At 55.6% G+C, this 18,858-nt stretch carries 12 protein-coding genes and 7 pseudogenes; 13 read left to right on the forward strand and 6 right to left on the reverse strand.

The window, feature by feature from the left end:
* Nucleotides 1-610: 610 nt before the first annotated feature.
* The 13 genes and pseudogenes from OA238_RS13100 to OA238_RS13165 all read left to right on the forward strand — a co-directional run.
* The gene (locus OA238_RS13100) at nt 611-1,408 is read left to right on the forward strand and encodes a hypothetical protein (RefSeq protein ID WP_044036792.1); all 798 of its coding nucleotides are present in this window, start codon (nt 611-613) and stop codon (nt 1,406-1,408) included.
* Between the two features lie 216 nt (nt 1,409-1,624).
* Nucleotides 1,625-2,692 (forward strand): IS630 family transposase, encoded by a 1,068-nt coding sequence (locus OA238_RS13105; RefSeq protein WP_015495538.1) that lies wholly within the window; start codon nt 1,625-1,627, stop codon nt 2,690-2,692.
* Between the two features lie 169 nt (nt 2,693-2,861).
* Nucleotides 2,862-3,083: a DUF6444 domain-containing protein gene (locus OA238_RS33825; protein WP_015495645.1), complete on the forward strand. Its 222-nt coding sequence runs from the start codon at nt 2,862-2,864 to the stop codon at nt 3,081-3,083.
* A gap of 15 nt (nt 3,084-3,098) precedes the next feature.
* A pseudogene (gene tnpC, locus OA238_RS13115) lies at nt 3,099-4,277 on the forward strand (IS66 family transposase); the annotation flags it as partial.
* 304 nt (nt 4,278-4,581) lie between these two features.
* Nucleotides 4,582-5,829: an IS256-like element ISOan6 family transposase gene (locus tag OA238_RS13120; RefSeq protein ID WP_015494114.1), complete on the forward strand. Its 1,248-nt coding sequence runs from the start codon at nt 4,582-4,584 to the stop codon at nt 5,827-5,829.
* A 101-nt stretch (nt 5,830-5,930) separates the two neighbouring features.
* Complete coding sequence (locus OA238_RS33830; protein ID WP_015495645.1) at nt 5,931-6,152, forward strand: DUF6444 domain-containing protein; 222 nt, start codon at nt 5,931-5,933, stop codon at nt 6,150-6,152.
* A gap of 105 nt (nt 6,153-6,257) precedes the next feature.
* Nucleotides 6,258-7,061, forward strand: a complete 804-nt coding sequence (locus OA238_RS13130; protein ID WP_144055900.1) for an IS66 family transposase — start codon at nt 6,258-6,260, stop codon at nt 7,059-7,061.
* A gap of 56 nt (nt 7,062-7,117) precedes the next feature.
* Nucleotides 7,118-8,610, forward strand: a protein-coding gene (locus OA238_RS13140) for an IS3 family transposase (protein ID WP_085982762.1) whose coding sequence is annotated in 2 segments (ribosomal slippage) — nt 7,118-7,568 and nt 7,568-8,610 — 1,494 coding nt in all. Because the reading frame shifts where the segments join, the coding sequence is not laid out codon by codon here.
* Nucleotides 8,568-8,954 (forward strand): IS66 family transposase, encoded by a 387-nt coding sequence (locus OA238_RS30215; protein ID WP_338042839.1) that lies wholly within the window; start codon nt 8,568-8,570, stop codon nt 8,952-8,954. Before OA238_RS13140 ends, OA238_RS30215 begins: the two co-directional genes overlap by 43 nt.
* Nucleotides 8,955-9,301: 347 nt before the next feature.
* Nucleotides 9,302-10,079, forward strand: a pseudogene (locus OA238_RS30220) (transposase); the annotation flags it as partial.
* A 218-nt stretch (nt 10,080-10,297) separates the two neighbouring features.
* Nucleotides 10,298-11,270: pseudogene (locus OA238_RS13155) on the forward strand (IS110 family RNA-guided transposase).
* Between the two features lie 140 nt (nt 11,271-11,410).
* Nucleotides 11,411-11,783, forward strand: a pseudogene (locus OA238_RS31790) (hypothetical protein); the annotation flags it as partial.
* Between the two features lie 71 nt (nt 11,784-11,854).
* Nucleotides 11,855-12,141, forward strand: a pseudogene (locus tag OA238_RS13165) (transposase); the annotation flags it as partial.
* Between the two features lie 38 nt (nt 12,142-12,179).
* Here the strand turns inward: OA238_RS13165 and OA238_RS33835 are convergent.
* From OA238_RS33835 to OA238_RS13185, 6 genes and pseudogenes are all read right to left on the reverse strand, one after another.
* Nucleotides 12,180-12,287, reverse strand: a pseudogene (locus OA238_RS33835) (transposase); the annotation flags it as partial.
* Between the two features lie 402 nt (nt 12,288-12,689).
* Nucleotides 12,690-13,292, reverse strand: a pseudogene (locus tag OA238_RS33840) (DUF4166 domain-containing protein).
* Between the two features lie 87 nt (nt 13,293-13,379).
* Nucleotides 13,380-14,315, reverse strand: a complete 936-nt coding sequence (locus OA238_RS29015) for a saccharopine dehydrogenase family protein (protein ID WP_144055903.1) — start codon at nt 14,313-14,315, stop codon at nt 13,380-13,382.
* A gap of 8 nt (nt 14,316-14,323) precedes the next feature.
* Nucleotides 14,324-14,734: a thiol-disulfide oxidoreductase DCC family protein gene (locus tag OA238_RS13175; RefSeq protein ID WP_015495543.1), complete on the reverse strand. Its 411-nt coding sequence runs from the start codon at nt 14,732-14,734 to the stop codon at nt 14,324-14,326.
* A 99-nt stretch (nt 14,735-14,833) separates the two neighbouring features.
* Nucleotides 14,834-16,738 carry an acyl-CoA synthetase gene (locus OA238_RS13180; RefSeq protein ID WP_015495544.1) on the reverse strand — a complete coding sequence of 635 codons (1,905 nt, stop codon included), beginning with the start codon at nt 16,736-16,738 and terminating at the stop codon, nt 14,834-14,836.
* A gap of 272 nt (nt 16,739-17,010) precedes the next feature.
* Nucleotides 17,011-18,801, reverse strand: coding sequence for an ABC transporter transmembrane domain-containing protein (locus OA238_RS13185; protein WP_044036800.1), 1,791 nt, complete (start codon nt 18,799-18,801; stop codon nt 17,011-17,013).
* Between the last annotated feature and the right edge of the window lie 57 nt (nt 18,802-18,858).

An 18,858-nucleotide genomic window follows, 5' to 3' on the forward strand; every position in this document is an offset into this window, starting at 1 on the left:
GCGAAGAAAATTTTCTAACCGAGGCGGTTTGGAACTGCTCGACCAAGAGATAGAACCGCCCCCCCTGTCATCCAAAACTAAAAGTTCGCCGATTTCAGGTTTGTCCGTTCATCTCATCGCATTGATGCTCCGAATGCCCTAATTTGTGAATGCGTGCAGTTTCGACTTGATACCGGTTCCCATATCGATGGGCTGGAAAATTTACCCCCCCCCACTTAGCGGACCGGCAGAGCTGTAGCATTCTATTTGCTTATTACATGAGGCTCTCCGCCCTTAATGTAGAAATGTGCATGGTGCAGCATCTGTCACTATCGGCCCAGAGCTGACATTCACTGCCACCAAGATGCTGCGGAACGGCCCGTCGGAGCAGCTCTCTGTCTGTGGTTAAGTCAAGGGTGTTAGGTTCTGTGTCTTCCGGGTTTTCTGCAATAACGCCATCCTCAATCGCTACACGGCCCATGGCATACCTTCACAAAGGCCATAGGAAAAGTTCGGGTGGAAAAGGGGCAATCCGACCCTAGTCCGACTAATTCAACAAAGCCGACTTCAGGTAACGAACCCACTTACGGCAAGCCCCTTTGGGGCATATGATACAGTGCGAGAGGCAGATATGAATACCGATATCAAAATTGTTACCATGATAAAATGGGGCGTGGGCTATCCTGCAGACGCATTTAACCGCACCTACCGCGCCTTGAAGGTCAATTTGGACAGCGACGTTGAGATTGTCTGCGTCACCGACGACCCCACCGGACTTGAGCCGGGTATCAAGTCCGTGCCACAGGCAGAAATCCCGTTGGACCGTTCAAAGTGGAATGATGGAATGTGGCCCAAGGTGGCGCTGTTCAAAGAGGATGTCTTTCCGACGGGCGCAAAGGTTCTTTATGTGGATGTCGACATCGCGGTGGTGGGCGATCTGATGTGCTTTTTCAACCAAATCCAACCCGATGAGATGCAAATCATCAAAGACTGGAAAACCTACCATGAACAGTGGTTTCCCAAGCTGTTCCCGAGTAACCGTGGCGGTAACTCGTCCACGCTGGGCTTTGTCGCAGGCGACCATAGCAATATTTGGGACCAGTTTGTTGCCGACCCAGACGGCAGCTTTGCCAATTTCGGAAATGATCAGCAATTTATTACCGGTGTCGCGAAAAACCTGCGCTACCTGCCTGAAGGATGGACCGGACCGTTCAAGAAATCGGTCGCGCCGCTGCCGCCCTTGGCGTGGTTCAGCGCCTGCCGGCCAAAGCCAGACTGCCGGATTGTAGCTTTTCACGGGTCGCCCGAACTAGATGACCTGACACGGCGCAACCGCAGTGATCTTCAACTTCTCGCCGAAGGATTTGGGCGGATCCGCTGGATCGAGGCGTATCTTGATGCATATGACGGGCCTGTTGTTAAAAAATGATCGTTTTCGATCTGGCCTGCACAGCCTGTCTGACGTCAAACAAGACGCAAGTCTTGAAAACCCTCGTGTCGGTGGTTCGACTTCGCCCCTCCGGGCATCATTTAATTATATCAATGCATTAATATATACTCCTGCGCCTGAATTGACCTGACGATTTTGGGCCTGCGATTCACTTCGTCGCATGGCCAAAGGCGGTTCAGTCTGTATTTTGAGTTTATGAGCAAGCAATACAAAACAGTCTCCTTATCCGACGAGCAGCGCATAGCACTTGAAGCGCTTTGCCGCCGCCGCAAAGTTGACGCCCTTGTTTGGAAACGGGCGCGCGCGTTTCTTCTTTTGGACGCAGGAGAAGACGCCGGAACGGTTTGCCGGATTTTGGATATTGGCCCGACAGTTTTGACGGAGTGGCGATTTGCCTTTGCCGGTGCGGGACTATCGTTTTTCGGTCTGAAGGACTACAGCCAGCGTCAGGGTCATTTGTCCGTCGTGCAAGAGCAGGCGGTGAGAGCCCATTTCACCGCGCAGCCTGCCCGCAATGCCGATGAGGTCTGTGCCTATGTTCTAGCCGAGTGCGACCAAAACTACAGCACGTCGGGAGCCGCCAAGCTGATGCGCCGCCTGGGGTTCGCGTATAAGAAACCACAATTGCTGCCTGCACAGGCCGATGAAGCCAAGCAGGCTGCGTTTATTGCCAAATATGAGGCCCTGATGAACGGGTTGGCCGCAGATGAGATGGTTGTCTTTTCGGACGCTGTCCACCCCGAACACCAGAGCCGCCCCGCCCATGGTTGGTTCCCCAAGGGACAAAAGACGGCCCTGAAGGCGACATCAGGGCGCAAGCGGCTCAACATTCAGGGCGCGCTTGACCTTGAGACTTTCCAGTTCACCTTTGTGGAAGGCGAGAAGATCAATGCCCAGACAACCCGACAGATGCTGGAAAAGTTGGAACGCAACAACCAAACCAAGACGGCCATCCACGTCTTTGTCGACAATGCCCGCTATCATCATGCCAAGATACTACAGCCATGGCTGGACAGCCCAGAACGTCGGGTGAAGTTGCATTTCTTGCCAGCATATGCCCCGCACCTCAACCCGATCGAGCGTCTTTGGGGTGTTATGCACAAATGGGTCACCCACAATCGGCACTATGCAACGTTCAACCAATTCACAGAGGCCATTTTCGACTTCTTCCGCAAGACCCTGCCAGAAAAATGGCCAGAGTCCCGCGACACCGTCACCGACAACTTCCGCGTCATATCGCTCAAGGAATACAAAGTGATTTGAGGGGAAAACCTCAGGTCAATTCAGGCGCGGGAGTATAACTCCCAAGCACCCCAGCCGATAACGGGTTTGTCAGTTTTGATGTGAGTCTCCTTGGCCATTAGGCGCATGAATTTTCTGTTGTGGTCTGAATTTCGTGGCGCTGTGACGATTTCTCTGAATCATTGGTGGAATGGACCAAGTTACTGCTCTTGAACAACTCCTCGCCACGGCTCTGCGCAGGATCGCCGAGTTGGAAGCCGCGTTGGCGAGCATGGCGCAAGAGAATGCGGATCTGCGGCGTCAGTTGGCCAAGAACAGCAGTAATAGCAGCAAGCCGCCTTCGAGTGATGGGTTGAAGAAGCCGGTACCGCGTAGCCTGCGTGGTAAGTCCGGTAAGAAAAGTGGTGGTTAAGTTGGCCACCGAGGCGACACCCTACGTCAGACAGCAACGCCTGACTTTGTGGAGCGACATGAGGCTGAGGCCTGTGGCACCTGTCAGCATGGCTTGACGGCTGGGATGATCAAGGCGGTGGAGAGGCGTCAGGTTTATGACATACCGGTGCCGCGTCTGGAGGTCACAGAGCATCAGGCAGCGATTTATTGTTGTGGCCATTGCCGAGCCACGACGACAGCCACCTTTCCCGATGGCGTGAATACACACGTGCAATACGGTAAGCGCATTCGGGCGGCGGCGGTCTACTGCAATGTTCAGCAGCTGATCCCCGAGGATCGGGTCTGCCAACTCCTGCGTGATTTGTTTGGTGCCACCAGCCTATGCGCGGCCAGCGTGACCAACTGGGTGAACGGCACAGCGCGTACCTTGGGTGGCGTCGTCGAACACATTCTGGCCCGGCTCAATGAAGGCGGCGTTCGGCATCTGGATGAGACCGGACTTCGTGTTGCTGGTAAGCTGCACTGGCTGCACTCAATCAGCGATCTCGCCTTCACGCATTATCGCATCAGCGCCAAGCGCGGTGCTGTTCCATCCTTCCTGACCGGCGGGACAATTGTTCATGACCACTGGAAGTCCTATTACGCCCATATGAGTGGGGTGGACGCGCACGCCCTGTGCGGGGCGCATCATTTACGGGAACTCAAGGCCATCGAAGAAATCGAAAAGGAGCCGTGGGCGTGCGCGATGAGCGTGCTGCTCAACAGCGCCAATCAGCTCAAGTGCGCGGCTCAGGGGCGAGGCGAGACCGAACTCCCCACGTCGGTTCACCACGGCATCCTCACCAAATACATGGCGATCCTCACCGAGGGCCTCGCCTTCCATGAGCGACAAGACCCACTGGCTAGACGCACTGGTGCGCGAGGCCGAAAAGCCAGGCGGCCAGGCCATAACCTTCTGGTCCGCTTGCGCGACTACCGTGATGACGTCCTAAGGTTCCTTACGGACTTCACAGTTCCCTTCACCAACAATCAGGCCGAACGGGACCTGCGCATGATGAAGTTGCGCATGAAAATCTCGGGAACTTTCCGCACCCTCGAGGGCGCGCAGGTCTTCGCTGACATCAAATCCGTCATCTCGACGGTCAGAAAACACGGGGGCAATATCCTCGAAACACTCACCCTATCACCACAACAGATCATCGCTCGGCTCTAACGTCGCAAGGGCAACACAAAACCCGATATCCGATGGGGTCCTTGGGAGTTACAAAATTAGTTGTTAGCCGCCTCAACCTTATTCTAAGTCGCAGCATGACAATCGATCGCTAGCCTATTGCAGTTAGGTTTTCACCGGACCATAATATCGCCAGAAACACGTCCTAGTTGAAACGGAGTACAATGCTTAGAACCGTTTCTGGAGCTATGACTGAATCTGGTGTTTGAGTGGTTTGAAGGTTGGCGGCGTATCTGGTTGAATTGTTGTTGGAAGACAGCAGCCCAACCAAAGGAGATACACCACCATGGGAACTACTAACATTGTTGATTTTGCGCGTCGAGACGAGATGACGGACGCGTTGACGGAGTTGCTGAAAACGGGAGCACAACAATTGATCGCGACAGCAGTTGAGGCTGAGCTTGTCAGTTATTTGGCGCAATTTACCGGCTTACGCACCGATGCCGGTCACGCGGCAGTCGTGCGTAATGGACATCATCCGGCCCGCCCGTTTCAAACGGGCATTGGCCCTGTGAGCGTGCGCATTCCAAAGGTTCGGTCCAAGGACGGCACACCGGTGACATTCCGGTCTGCCCTGGTGCCGCCCTATGTGCGCCGCACGAAGACGCTGGAAGCGGCCTTGCCATGGCTTTACCTCAAAGGGATCTCCAGCGGCGAGATGGCTCCCGCCCTCAAGGTTCTTCTGGGCCCAGATGCCGTTGGCTTGTCGGCTAATACGGTTTCGCGTTTAAAACGCGATTGGGCCAATGAATACGAGGCTTGGAAAGGCGCTGAGTTAGATGACGAGCCCATCGTCTATATCTGGGCCGACGGCGTTCACAGCGGCCTTCGGGGCGAGGATGACAAGCTCTGTGCCCTTGTTATTATTGGGGTAACTGCCCGTGGCAAGAAGCGATTTCTGGCAATTGAGGATGGGGTGCGCGAGTCCACGCAGAGCTGGCGCGAGGTTCTGCTTAACCTCAAAAGCCGAGGCATGAATGCGCCCAAACTGGCCATCGGGGACGGTGCCATGGGGTTTTGGGCGGCCATGGACGAAGTCTATCCTGAGACCCGCCATCAACGCTGTTGGCAACACAAAACGATGAACGTGCTCAATTGTTTACCCAAGCTGTCTCAGCCAAAAGCCAAGGCCGCGCTGCACGACATCTGGCAGGCCGAGACCAAAGTCGATGCAGAAAAGGCGTTCGATCTGTTCATCAAAACCTACGAACCCAAATACCCCAAGGCCACACTATGCCTGCAAAAAGATCGTGAGGAACTCATGGCATTCTTCGACTTCCCGGCGCAGCATTGGCAAAGCATCCGCACTAGCAATCCAATTGAATCGGCCTTCGCGACGATCCGGCATCGTACCAAGCGTTCAAAGGGCTGCCTGTCACGCGATGGCATGCTGCACATGATGTTCAAACTGGGGCAATGTGCTGAGCAAAATTGGAGGAAGCTACGCGGCTTTGACTACCTCGCAAAAGTCATCACAGGCGTCACGTTCAAAGACGGAATCGAAACCACAAACCCCGACCAGATCACCGCATGACCAACAATACTCAAACACCAGATTTGACAATAACTCCATGAATTTTCTGTTGTGGTCTGAATTTCGTGGCGCTGTGACGATTTCTCTGAATCATTGGTGGAATGGACCAAGTTACTGCTCTTGAACAACTCCTCGCCACGGCTCTGCGCAGGATCGCCGAGTTGGAAGCCGCGTTGGCGAGCATGGCGCAAGAGAATGCGGATCTGCGGCGTCAGTTGGCCAAGAACAGCAGTAATAGCAGCAAGCCGCCTTCGAGTGATGGGTTGAAGAAGCCGGTACCGCGTAGCCTGCGTGGTAAGTCCGGTAAGAAAAGTGGTGGTTAAGTTGGCCACCGAGGCGACACCCTACGTCAGACAGCAACGCCTGACTTTGTGGAGCGACATGAGGCTGAGGCCTGTGGCACCTGTCAGCATGGCTTGACGGCTGGGATGATCAAGGCGGTGGAGAGGCGTCAGGTTTATGACATACCGGTGCCGCGTCTGGAGGTCACAGAGCATCAGGCAGCGATTTATTGTTGTGGCCATTGCCGAGCCACGACGACAGCCACCTTTCCCGATGGCGTGAATGCACACGTGCAATACGGTAAGCGCATTCGGGCGGCGGCGGTCTACTGCAATGTTCAGCAGCTGATCCCCGAGGATCGGGTCTGCCAACTCCTGCGTGATTTGTTTGGTGCCACCAGCCTATGCGCGGCCAGCGTGACCAACTGGGTGAACGGCACAGCGCGTACCTTGGGTGGCGTCGTCGAACACATTCTGGCCCGGCTCAATGAAGGCGGCGTTCGGCATCTGGATGAGACCGGACTTCGTGTTGATGGTAAGCTGCACTGGCTGCACTCAATCAGCGATCTCGCCTTCACGCATTATCGCATCAGCGCCAAGCGCGGTGCTGTTCCATCCTTCCTGACCGGCGGGACAATTGTTCATGACCACTGGAAGTCCTATTACGCCCATATGAGTGGGGTGGACGCGCACGCCCTGTGCGGGGCGCATCATTTACGGGAACTCAAGGCCATCGAAGAAATCGAAAAGGAGCCGTGGGCGTGCGCGATGAGCGTGCTGCTCAACAGCGCCAATCAGCTCAAGTGCGCGGCTCAGGGGCGAGGCGAGACCGAACTCCCCACGTCGGTTCACCACGGCATCCTCACCAAATACATGGCGATCCTCACCGAGGGCCTCGCCTTCCATGAGCGACAAGACCCACTGGCTAGACGCACCCCTCCGTGCCAATAAGCGTGAGACAATTGACTGGCTAAAGTTTACACTTGAGGGCGTAGGAGAACGAACCCATGGTTATGCCTTCACAATCACCACTTTCGCCAGATGCTGGATCTGGAGCCGTTTTGGCCCCGACGTCGCCTCCCCGCGTTGTTAATGCGCCGTTGGCTCCCACAGCGGAACTGACGAGCATCCCGAAGCGACGCAACTTCACAGCCAAATACAAACTGCGCATTCTGGATGAGACGGACCAAGTGGCAGACACTGGCGGGGTTTCCGCCATTCTACGGCGGGAGGGGCTTTATTCCTCTGCACTGACCGATTGGCGCCGTGCGCGGGCGGCCGGCACATTGGGTGCATTGCAGCCAATGCGCCGTGGCCCACAAAAGGCACCTGCCAATCCATTGCAAACTGAGCTGGCCAAGGCCAACCGTGAGGTGACAGCCTTGCGGCGCCGTCTGGATCAGGCGGAAGCCATCATTGCCATCCAAAAAAAAGTGGCGGGACTTCTGGACGAGATGGAGCAGACGCAAGAGCGCAGCGGCAAATCATGATGGCCGTCGCGATTGCATTGCCCACCGGCAGCGGCTTGACCTCGGCTGTCTGCGCCGCGCTATCATTATCGCGCGCGAGCGTTCTTCGACAGCGTGCGGCGCTGACGGCACCACCACGCACACGCCCACCGCGCGCAGCGTCTTCGCGGGCTCTGCCGGAAAGGGAAAGAGACCAGGTATTGCACCACCTGCGCGAACCCCGCTTTGCGGATCAGACGCCCACAGAGGTCTTTGCCACCTTGCTGGATGAAGGCACCTATCTGTGTTCAATCCGCACGATGTATCGGATATTGGCCGCGCAGGGCGAAGTTGGCGAACGCCGCCGACAGCGCACACATCCCGTCTATCAAAAGCCTGAACTTCTAGCTGAAGCCCCCAATCAGGTCTGGTCTTGGGACATCACCAAGCTGAGGGGCCCGGTGAAATGGTCCTACTTCTATCTCTATGTCATCCTCGACATCTTCAGCCGCCGCGTTGTTGGCTGGCGCGTCGAGCACGCGGAGAGCGCCAGCCAGTTCAAAGAGCTGTTCATCGACGCGATGGAAAAACACGAGGTTCCACGCGATCAGCTGACATTGCATGCAGATCGCGGTGGGCCCATGAAGGCAAAGACGACAGCCCTGATGCTGGTTGATCTTGGTGTGCTCAAGTCCCACAGTCGGCCCCACACCTCAAACGACAACCCGTTCTCCGAAGCCCACTTCAAAACACTGAAATATCAGCCAGAGTTCCCCAAGAACTTTGAAACCATCGAGCAGGCTCGCGCATTCTGCCGCAGGTTCTTTGCATGGTATAACCAAGACCATCATCACGCCGGGATTGGTCTGATGACGCCCGACCAAATCCATTTTGGGCAGGCCCAAGAAATCTACACCGCGCGACAAGCAACACTAGACGCGGCATTCCTCGCCACGCCCGAACGCTTCGTACACAAACCACCAAAACCGCCTCAAATCCCGACCGCCGTCTGGATCAACCCACCAAAACCAACCGAAGAAACCCAAGCCTAAAGTCCAAAAGCCACTGTCTCAAAGTCGTTGACACGTTCCGCACTGGTGCGCGAGGCCGAAAAGCCAGGCGGCCAGGCCATAACCTTCTGGTCCGCTTGCGCGACTACCGTGATGACGTCCTAAGGTTCCTTACGGACTTCACAGTTCCCTTCACCAACAATCAGGCCGAACGGGACCTGCGCATGATGAAGTTGCGCATGAAAATCTCAGGAACTTTCCGCACCCTCGAGGGCGCGCAGGTCTTCGCTGACATCAGATCCGTCATCTCGACGGTCAGAAAACACGGGGGCAATATCCTCGAAACACTCACCCTATCACCACAACAGATCATCGCTCGGCTCTAACGTCGCAAGGGCAACACAAAACCCGATATCCGATGGGGTCCTTGGGAGTTACGAATTTTCGAAATATATTTAGTGCACAAGTCTAGTTCGTGCATATCCCATGGCATAACTCTGTTGCATGAAGCGCCTGCGCGGATATTCGGATCACGGGTTCCTTAAACTCGACAACAACACAGCCGAACAGTCCATGGAGCTATTACTGAATCTGGTGTTTGAGTGATTTGAAGGTTGGCGGCGTATCTGGTTGAATTGTTGTTGCGAGACAGCAGCCCAACCGAAGGAGATACACCGCCATGGAAACGACTAACATTGTTGGTTTTGCGCGTTGAGACGGGACGACGGACGCGCTGACGGATTTGTTGAGAACGGGAGCCCAGCAATTGATCGCGACAGCAGTCGAGGCAGAGCTTGCCAGTTATCTGGCGCAATTTGCCGACTTGCGTACTGAGGCAGGTCACGCAGCTGTGGTGCGCAATGGGCATCATCCTGAGCGCCCATTCCAAACTGGCATTGGCCCTGTGAGCGTGCGCATTCCAAAGGTACGATCCAAGGACGGCCAGCCCGTTACATTCCGCTCGGCCCTGGTGCCACCCTATGTGCGTAGAACCAAGACGTTGGAAGCTGCCTTGCCATGGCTTTACCTCAAAGCGATATCCAGCGGCGAAATGGCCCCGGCCCTCAAGGTTCTCCTGTGCCCCGATGCGGCTGGATTGTCGGCGAATTCGGTCTCACGGCTCAAGTATTACCTGTCAGGCGCATGCAAAGCATGCTGCCGAGAAGGCGCGATTGGGCCAAAGAATACGAGGGCTGGAAAGAAGCTGAGTTGGATGACGAGCCAATCGTCTCCATCTGGGCCCCCTCTCGGCAGATTGCTTTGCAATCGCCTGCCGGTTAACGGACGGTGTCCACAGCGGCCTTCGCGGTGAGAATTACAAGCTCTGCGCCCTTGTGATTGTTGGGGTGACGACCCGTGGCCAGAAACGTTTCTTGGCCATTGCGGATGGGGTGCGCGAGGCCACTCAAAGCCACCTCTCACACATACATGCAAGCATGTGTTGCCAGTCAACGGGACGCGAGGTTCTGCTCAGCCTCAAAAGCCGGGGGATGAATGCCCCCAAACTGGCCGATCTTCCCCTCTTGTCTTATGATTTTGGCAGTTTTTATGCGAAGCTGGAACAGCTGCGCAGCACGTCATTTATGCCAGGCAGCGGCGGAGGTTGGACCGTTCCCCTCTTGGTCGTTGAGGACCGTCGCTGAGTAAGGTCACCTCCGTCTTTTTTTGAAACCTGAACGGATACTTGGGCTTTGGGCCCGCATGACAAGACAAGGTTAGGAAGAGACACATGGAAGATACCATTGGGATCGACATTTCGAAAGACACATTGGACGCTTATTGGTTGTCCTCGCGAGAGCACAGGCAGTTTTGAAATGACAAAGCTGGCGCTAAAGCACTCGCATTTTGGGCGAGAAAAACAGAAGTTTCCCGCGTCATTTTTGAAGCAACAGGCATTTATCACAGGTGCATCGAAACGGGCTTGGCTCAACACGGGATCAGCTTTGCACGGGTCAATCCGCGTCAGGCCCGCCGGTTCTGCGAAGGTGAGCGATTTGGTCGCCATCGGTTCAAGACTAATCGCGAACGGCCGGCTGGCCAAAACGGACCGGGTGGACGCTGCGCTATTAGCCAAAATGGGCGCACTTCTGGAATTGAGAGCAGACCAACCCAAAAGCGAAACACTTCATGATCTCAAGCAGCTGGCAACAGCCAGGCTGGCATTGATCAAGGACCGGACCGCAGCAAAGGCACGACTTGCCGCAACGACGCACGTCCTGCCTTCCCAGCAGATCAAACGACGTCTGAAACAGATCGAACGTGACTTGTCGCAAGTTACCGAGGCAATCGATGCCATCGTTGCGGCAGACAAAGATCTCGCTGCACGCGCCGAGATTCTTACAAGCATTCCGGGCATCGCAAAGGTAACAGCCTGTGCGATATTAACCGAAATGCCCGAACTCGGACATTTGAGTGGCAAGAAAGCAGCGGCGCTGGCGGGCCTTGCACCCATATCGAGGCAATCGGGAAAGTGGCAAGGCAAGGAACGCATCCAGGGCGGTCGCGCCAGCGTCAGGCGCGCAGTCTATCTGCCAGCGGTTGTTGCTACACGCTTCAATCCAGACATGAAGGCAAAATACGAACATCTGATATCGACTGGGAAATGCAAGAAGCTGGCGATCACAGCCGTTATGCGAAAGCTGATTGTCACCGCAAATGCCCTTCTACGAGATCAGCGAAAATGGGGCGAATATCCAGCTTGACCAATACGGATACTCAGTGAATGCGTGCATTCACTGAGAGGGCCTGCGCCGGGGTTTGGCCGCGAACGCGGTGGCGCGACACGGTGTCAGCGTTGCGTTCGACCAGTGTCCTCGGAGCAATGGCGGAAATGGCCTCACCCTGCCGCACCTTTGGCGTGAGTGAGACCTGCTATCGTTACAGCCCGCTCTTGAGCGATGAGACCGAAGATATCGCCGATCTGCTGGTTGGGCTGACCACGGCCTGACAGGGCAATACAAATGCCCGAGAAGGGCCGCACGGAAGACTTGGGGGGTCAGGCTAGGTTTCCTGCATCTGCGCAATGTGCAGGGCCATCCGTGGACCCACAAACGGGTCTACCGCATCTATTGCGAACTGGAACTGAACTTGCGCCCCTCTCGGGACATTACCATGCAATACCCTGCCGGGTGACAATCAAGCCTCGGAAACGGTTAAAGCGGGACAAACCCGATGCGCTGGCAGTGCCGGACGCACCGAACGTGACCTGGTCGATGGGTAATCCCCCGAAAAATGGTTGTATTGAAAACTAGAATTTTCTCGGCAAGATAAGCTAAGGAGATTCACGATGAAGAAATCACGTTATTCAGAGGCCCAGATTGTCGCGGTTTTGAAAAAAGCTGAGAATGGTGTGCCTGTATCTGAACTGTGCCGCAGCCATGGAATGAGCAGCGCTGCGTTTTCCCAATGGCGTTCAAAATATGTGGGAATGGACGCATCGCTCATTTCCGAGATGAGGCCGTTGCAGGCTGAGAATGCGCGTCTGAAACGGATGTATGCAGATATCGCGATGCAGAATGAGCTGGTGAAAGAAGCCCTCGCAAAAAAGTAGCGAGGCCGTCTTTCCGACGAGAACCTCTCAGTGAATGTACCATTCACCTGCCGGCCAGTGGATGAACCCCAAACCGACTGGCCAGCTCGCTCACCGTCTCCTCACCCTTCAACGCCTCTAACGCGACCTTGGCCTTAAACTCTGGGTGATGTTGCTTCCGTTTCGACATGTCTGATCTCCTTCGTATTGAAGATCAGCAAACTAAAAATTGCAGCTTACGTCAGTGTCCAAATTTCGGGGGGTACCCCTCAGAGTCTCACCCTGCTCCCTCAGCGGCACAATTCCTTCTGATCCAGAGTATGACCTAGGCAGAGCAAAACGCATATAGGCAGCGAACGTTAGGTCTAAATTTCCCAATCGTAATAAATACTTACCCAGCAGTTGCGGAAAAGTGAATTCCTCAAACTGTTTTAAACGGCTGGCCACTACTGTCTGCGGGCATCCGCCCAAGCAGGAGCGACCCAGCGGCATCAGTAAGTTTAGAGATCGCCAAAATTGGCATTCGAGTTGCGATACAAACGGCCCGTGCTGAGGTTTCATCATGCCTCGGCTTACCCTCAAACAGCATAATTTATGCCCGTTTCAGCCACCCTTTGTAGTGCACCAATGTCGCGCCCGTTGGGGATTTAAGCAGCACGTCGAAATGGAATGTGCCGTCAATGTCTGCTTCGGTGGCGATACTTTCAGGCAGCATAAACCGCGGGATCAGGATGAACCAAAACCAACCCTTGGCGACTGGAAAGTGCAGCATACCGTATTGAATTTGCATATCTAATTGAAACGTCAACGGACCAAAACGTTCGATCATACCACGTTACGTGGCCCGAAGATGGGACTGGAATGTTTTGGTTCCAAACCTCCGCACCCATGTCTCACCTTGTAGGGTTGGGGTCTTTGTGACCTCGACCTCAATATCGTCCGCAGATGCCGGAAACCGAAGGATGAGTGCAGCGATGCGGGCTTGCAGGCCGCCTCCCCGCGTCACATTAGCTAAGCCTCTGAAAACGCGTGGGGCTACTGCATCATGTGTTGCCTTTACCGTGTCGGGCAAGTGGTCAAAATCGGGGCCAATGACTTGGCGGAAGATCGGGACGATTTCCTGCTGGGACGTGTCGGTGTCTATATCGAGGTCCGCAAAACAGTCTTCAATTTTATCCAATGGTATCAGTGACAAAGCCGGTTTTGCACCGGAGTCCAGTGCCGCAAAATCGCGACAGGCGGCGCGAATTGCGACGGCGGGCGTGTAAGGACCGTCGCCATTTTAAGCCCGCATGATCCAGCTTTTATAAATAAAACCAGTGCCTTGCGACAATGTTACCTGCACAATCATTGCCCCGCGATCAGTGCCAAACGGGGCCAGCGCCCGTGCGCAGAACATCACTGCAGAAACAACCCAATGTGGAATTCTGAAGCCTAACCTACTTCGAATAAACGAAAAAACTCCAAGCCCATATCCCATCATGGCAAGTTCCAGCCCAGCACGGAACGTGACGGTCGGGCAGTTAAAATGGTCGGGAAAGAGGCGTTGATCAGGGACTTCGATGCGCCAGCCTTGGCGGGTGTATCGGCCAAGATCATAGCTGCACGGGGCGGACCAGGATCGAACATCTACGTCCCTACCCCCTTGTTTTTCAACATAGAATTTTCCCGTTTGAGAGAGGATACTTTCCACAATGGATCGCCCGCGTTCGGCTTTGTTACCCGGCAAAATAGCGGTTTCAATCATCAAAGGGGTTTGCCCATCGCACAGCGCGGTTACGGCGGCTGAGGAGACTGCGGGAACGGAGGACATGCCGGACGCAACGGTGACGCAAGAGGCCTTCGCTTCGCCGTCTAATACGCTGATTCCTTGACAGAAAGCAGCATTATCACAAAGGTCAAAGTAATGCGCACCCGCCGCAATTGCACCCCGAGCGACGCGGTAGGGGTCGCCACCATAAGCATGAAACGGACCTGCTGCGTCAACGATGACGTCAAAGCCCGCAAGTCCGTCGAGGGGGCCATCGCGATCTAAGGTGATATAGGACAGTTCGGGGGCGTTTTGACGGTTTTGTACAAAATTCTGCCTCACCTTTGCATGATTTGTACAAAACTTTCCGCCCAGATTCGGGCCCCGACCAGCGACCGTCACGTCCAGACCATCGCGTGCCAGCAGATCGCACAGCCGTGATCCGAACATTCCGGTTCCGCCGATCACCAAGACCCTCACATTAGCAAACGCATCTTAAGCGCCTCGTTGGGGATGTCGCACATCTCTGCGCGGCCAAACATCGCGTAGCGGTTGCGCGCGACGCGGGCGTAGATCCAATTGCGGGCAGGTTTCGGAAACACTTTGAACCAAAGCAGCAGCCAACCGATACCGCCCGTGCGCTGCCCAAGGCGGATCAGCGCGTCAAGGTCTCGCGTGACGGTGCCGTCTTCTTCAATGAACAACCACGAGTCCGGATCGAGGGGATCGAGGCCATGGTCGCGCATCAATACCGCACCAGTCTCGCCCTGCATTGGGGCAATGCGGATGTCACCGGAGCGATCCAGACGGTGCACCATTTTGGCGCCAAACGCGCAGAGCGCGCAGGTGCCATCCATGACGGCGATCGGGTGGGTTTGGCCAGTCATTGAAACCCTTTCTTAATGCCCCCGATGTAAACGAAAAACGCCGCCCGTGACAGGGCGGCGCTTCGTCTCATGTTTTACGCAGTATTATTCGAAAGGAGATTATGCAGCCCAAACCCAAGGACGGGTAAACGCGCCGAGTACTGCCCTAACCTGTTCGTCTGTCGCGTCACCAGTTTTGGTCACATGCGCCACAAGGCCGAGCTTTTTGTCTTCCAATACGGCCGTGACCTGTACGCCAACGCCCGCCTTATCCAGCGCCGCGTTGTAGACCCGTGTGATGGCGGATCTGCGCAGATCGGGTTTGAAGATTTTGCCAACGGCAGTTTTTGGCAGCTCGTCCATAATTTCGAAGTGTTTGGGGTATGCCGCCCGTTCATGGATGTGCTCTTTGGCATAGGCCATGAGTTCTTCGACCGTGACAGTCGCGCCGTCTGTGAGTTCGACAAACACCGCCGGAACCTCACCTGCATGGGCATCCGGTTGCCCGATTGCGCCCGCAAAAGCGACCTGCGCATGGCCTGCAAGCGCTTCTTCGATTTCAGCGGGGTCGATGTTGTGGCCACCACGAATGATCAGGTCTTTGGCGCGGCCTGTGATCCACAGATAGCCATCGTCATCAATACGGCCCAGATCGCCGGTGCGCAGATATTGCACATCATCGCCCAACGGAGAATCCTCACCGGGATAGAACAGGTCCTTGTTCTTGGCGGCCTCGGTGTAGGTGTGATTGTCGTACACGCCGGGGCTGGCGACACAGATTTCGCCGATGTCACCTGTGGGCATGTCGCGCTGGGTTGCGGGATCAATGATGCGCACGTGGGTATAGGGGAACGGGCAGCCGATGGATCCGACTTTCTTTTCGCCCTCGGGCGGGTTGATCGACACCAGACAGGTGGCTTCGGTCAATCCGTAGCCTTCGCAGATGGTCACGCCTGCGGCGGCTTCAAATTTCTTATAGAGTTCGAGCGGCAGCGGTGCCGAGCCACAGAACGCCAGACGCAGGCTGGAAATATCAGCGTTTACAGGCCGTTGCATCAGAGCCGACATGGCCGTTGGCACAGTGATCATAAAGCTGACCTTGTGGCGTTCGATCAATTTCCAGAAATTATCGAACACGCCTTCGCCGCGATACCCTTGCGGGGTGGGGAACACGATATGCGCCCCCGAGCTGAGCGACGCGCCCATGCAAACGATTGTGGCGAACACATGAAACAGGGGCAGCGGGCAGATTTGGACATCAGTTTCTTCAAACAACAACTTATCACCGAGCCACGCGTTGTAGATGATGCCAGAATTGCGATGCTGCGCGACTTTCGGCATGCCCGTGGTGCCGCCAGTGTGGAAAAAGGCCGCGACGCGGTCTTCTTTCGGGTCATCAAATTTCAAGGTTGTCGGCTGCTTGGCGATGGATTTGTTGAAATCAATAATGTTGGCGCCGTGGTTCACTTTGATCTTGGGGCGGATCAGCGGCACGATGAATTTCTTGATGCCAGTGATGTAGCGCAGCAGGTCAACTTCAACGACGGTTTTGACGTTGGGCGCAAGATCAACGGCTTCAGCCGCCTTTTGCGCCACATCGGTTTTCGGGAAAGCCTTGAGCGTTACCAAGACCTTTGCGTTGGTCTCCCGCAGGATCGCGCCGATCTGGTCAGCATCCAGTAACGGGTTGATCGGGTTAACAATGCCCGCAACTGCGCCGCCGAGATAGGACAGCACAGTTTCCATCGCATTGGGTAACAGAAACGCAACCACATCGTCCGACCCGATACCAAGTTCACGAAACAGGTTGGCGGTTTGTGCGACTTTGCCTTGCAGCTGCGCCCATGTCAGCGTTTCAAATGGGTCATTGTCGCCAGAAAACATCTGGAACGTCACAGCGTTACGGCTACCATGCGTCGCGGCGGTCTGGGACAATTGTGCCCAAACGGAATGCGGCAGATTGCGATCCTCCCACACCATTTCGTTTTCGATTGCATTGCGATCGGCCATAGACGCGAAAGTCATGGACGCTCCTCCCCTCTTAATGTGTCCGCCTGTGCAGGCGGGTTTTCCCTAGGAGCTAAGATGTGGTGGATTGCCGCGCCGCGCAAGTCTGACGCTACGAAAAACGGCCGCCATCGGGTGATGCTGCAGCGCGCGCGTCGCACGCAAACACAGGTTATGATTTAGCTGTACCGCGTTGCGGGATTGGCCAATTCATGCCGTGAGTTCCCTATTTGAGGCTGTGTCGGCAAATCAACAGCGCCACGCCACACGGCGTTCCACCAATGAAAATATCAGGCCGCCGAACCATCGGTAAATTGTAGCCGCGCCAGACGCGCATAAAGACCACCTTGCGCAACGAGGGTGTCATGGGTGCCAACGGCGGCAATTCCTCCAGCTTCGAACACGATAATGCGGTCAGCCTTTTTAACAGTGGCCAGACGATGCGCCACGATCAATGTGGTGCGGTCTTTTGACAAATGATCGACGGCCTGCTGCACCGCGCGTTCGGATTCTGCGTCCAGCGCGGATGTGGCTTCGTCCAGCAGCAGCACAGGCGCGTCGCGCAAAATGGCGCGTGCAATGGCGATGCGTTGCTTTTGCCCGCCCGACAACATGACGCCGCGCTCACCGACATAACTGCCATAGCCATCGGGAAGGGCGGTCAGGAAATCATGCGCGGCAGCTGCTTTGGCGGCGGCTTCCACCTGCGCATCACTGGCATCGGGGCGCCCAAAGCGGATGTTTTCACGCGCGGAGGTGGCAAAGATCACCGGATCCTGCGGCACCAGTGCCATGTGGCGGCGAAAGTCGGCGCGGTTCAGGTCGCGCAGGTCATCCCCGTCCAACGTGATACGACCGCTTGACGGGTCATAAAACCGCAACAAAAGTTGGATGATTGTCGTTTTGCCCGCACCGGACGGGCCAACAAGCGCGATCGTTTCACCCAGTTCAACGGTGAATGACACACCGTCCAGCGCCGGCACACCCGGCCGCGACGGATACACGAAACCGACGTTTTCAAACGCGATTCTGCCATGGCGCTTATCGGGGGCGGCTAGAGCCTGCACTGGATCCGTGACCGCATCGGTTGTGGTTAATAATTCGACCAGACGTTCAGTGGCACCCGCCGCACGTTGCAGTTCAGACCAGATTTCCGTGAGCGCCGCGACGCCGCCTGCGACCATGATCGTATAGATCATGAACTGCACCAATTCGCCGACGGTAATGACACCCCCACGCACATCCGAAGCCCCCATCCACAAAAAACCAACAATGGCGCTGAACGCCATAAAAATTACGATAGCCGTCAGAATGGCGCGCGTGGCGATACGTCTGCGGGCGGCTATGAAACTTTGCTCTGTCACGCGGTGAAAATTACCGCGACTTTGGCTTTCATGGGTAAAGGCCTGCACGGTCTGAGCGCTGAGTAATTGTTCAGACGCGTCGCCAGAACTTTGGGCAATCCAGTCTTGGTTTTCTTTGCTCAACCGCCGGACTTTGCGCCCCAAAATGATGATTGGAAAAATGATCAACGGGATCGGCCACAGCACCATCAGCGACATTTTAACCGAAGTGAACAACATCAACCCGATGCCGCCCACCAAGATCAGACTATTGCGCAGCGCAATCGAAACCGAACTTCCGATTACAGACAGGATCAACGTGGTGTCTGTGGTGATCCGGCTTAAGACCTCTCCGGTCATGATGCGTTCATAAAACGCGGGGCTCATGCCGATCATGCGATCAAACACGGCGACACGAATATCAGCCACCACGCGTTCCCCCAAACGGGTCACGAAATAGTAACGCAACGCGGTGCCCACGGCCAAAAGCCCAGCAATCCCAAGGGCGGCGGCGAAATACCCATCAAGCAGCCCAGATTCCGCAATATCAAAGTTATCCACGACCCGTCGCACCGCCAGCGGCAAAACCAACGACATCATCGCAGTGGACACCAACGCAATACCCGCCAGCGCAATCATCCAGCCATAGGGCCTCATAAACGGCCAAAGGGCGGTTAGCGCCCCAACCTTTTTAGACCGTTCGCGTTCGGTTTCAGCTTTTCTTGGGGCATCGGCCATGGGTGCGTCCTTTGTTTCTCGCTGACTTAATCGCGCAGGGGAACACACACAACCACC

Source organism: Octadecabacter arcticus 238, from assembly GCF_000155735.2.
Lineage (GTDB): Bacteria > Pseudomonadota > Alphaproteobacteria > Rhodobacterales > Rhodobacteraceae > Octadecabacter > Octadecabacter arcticus.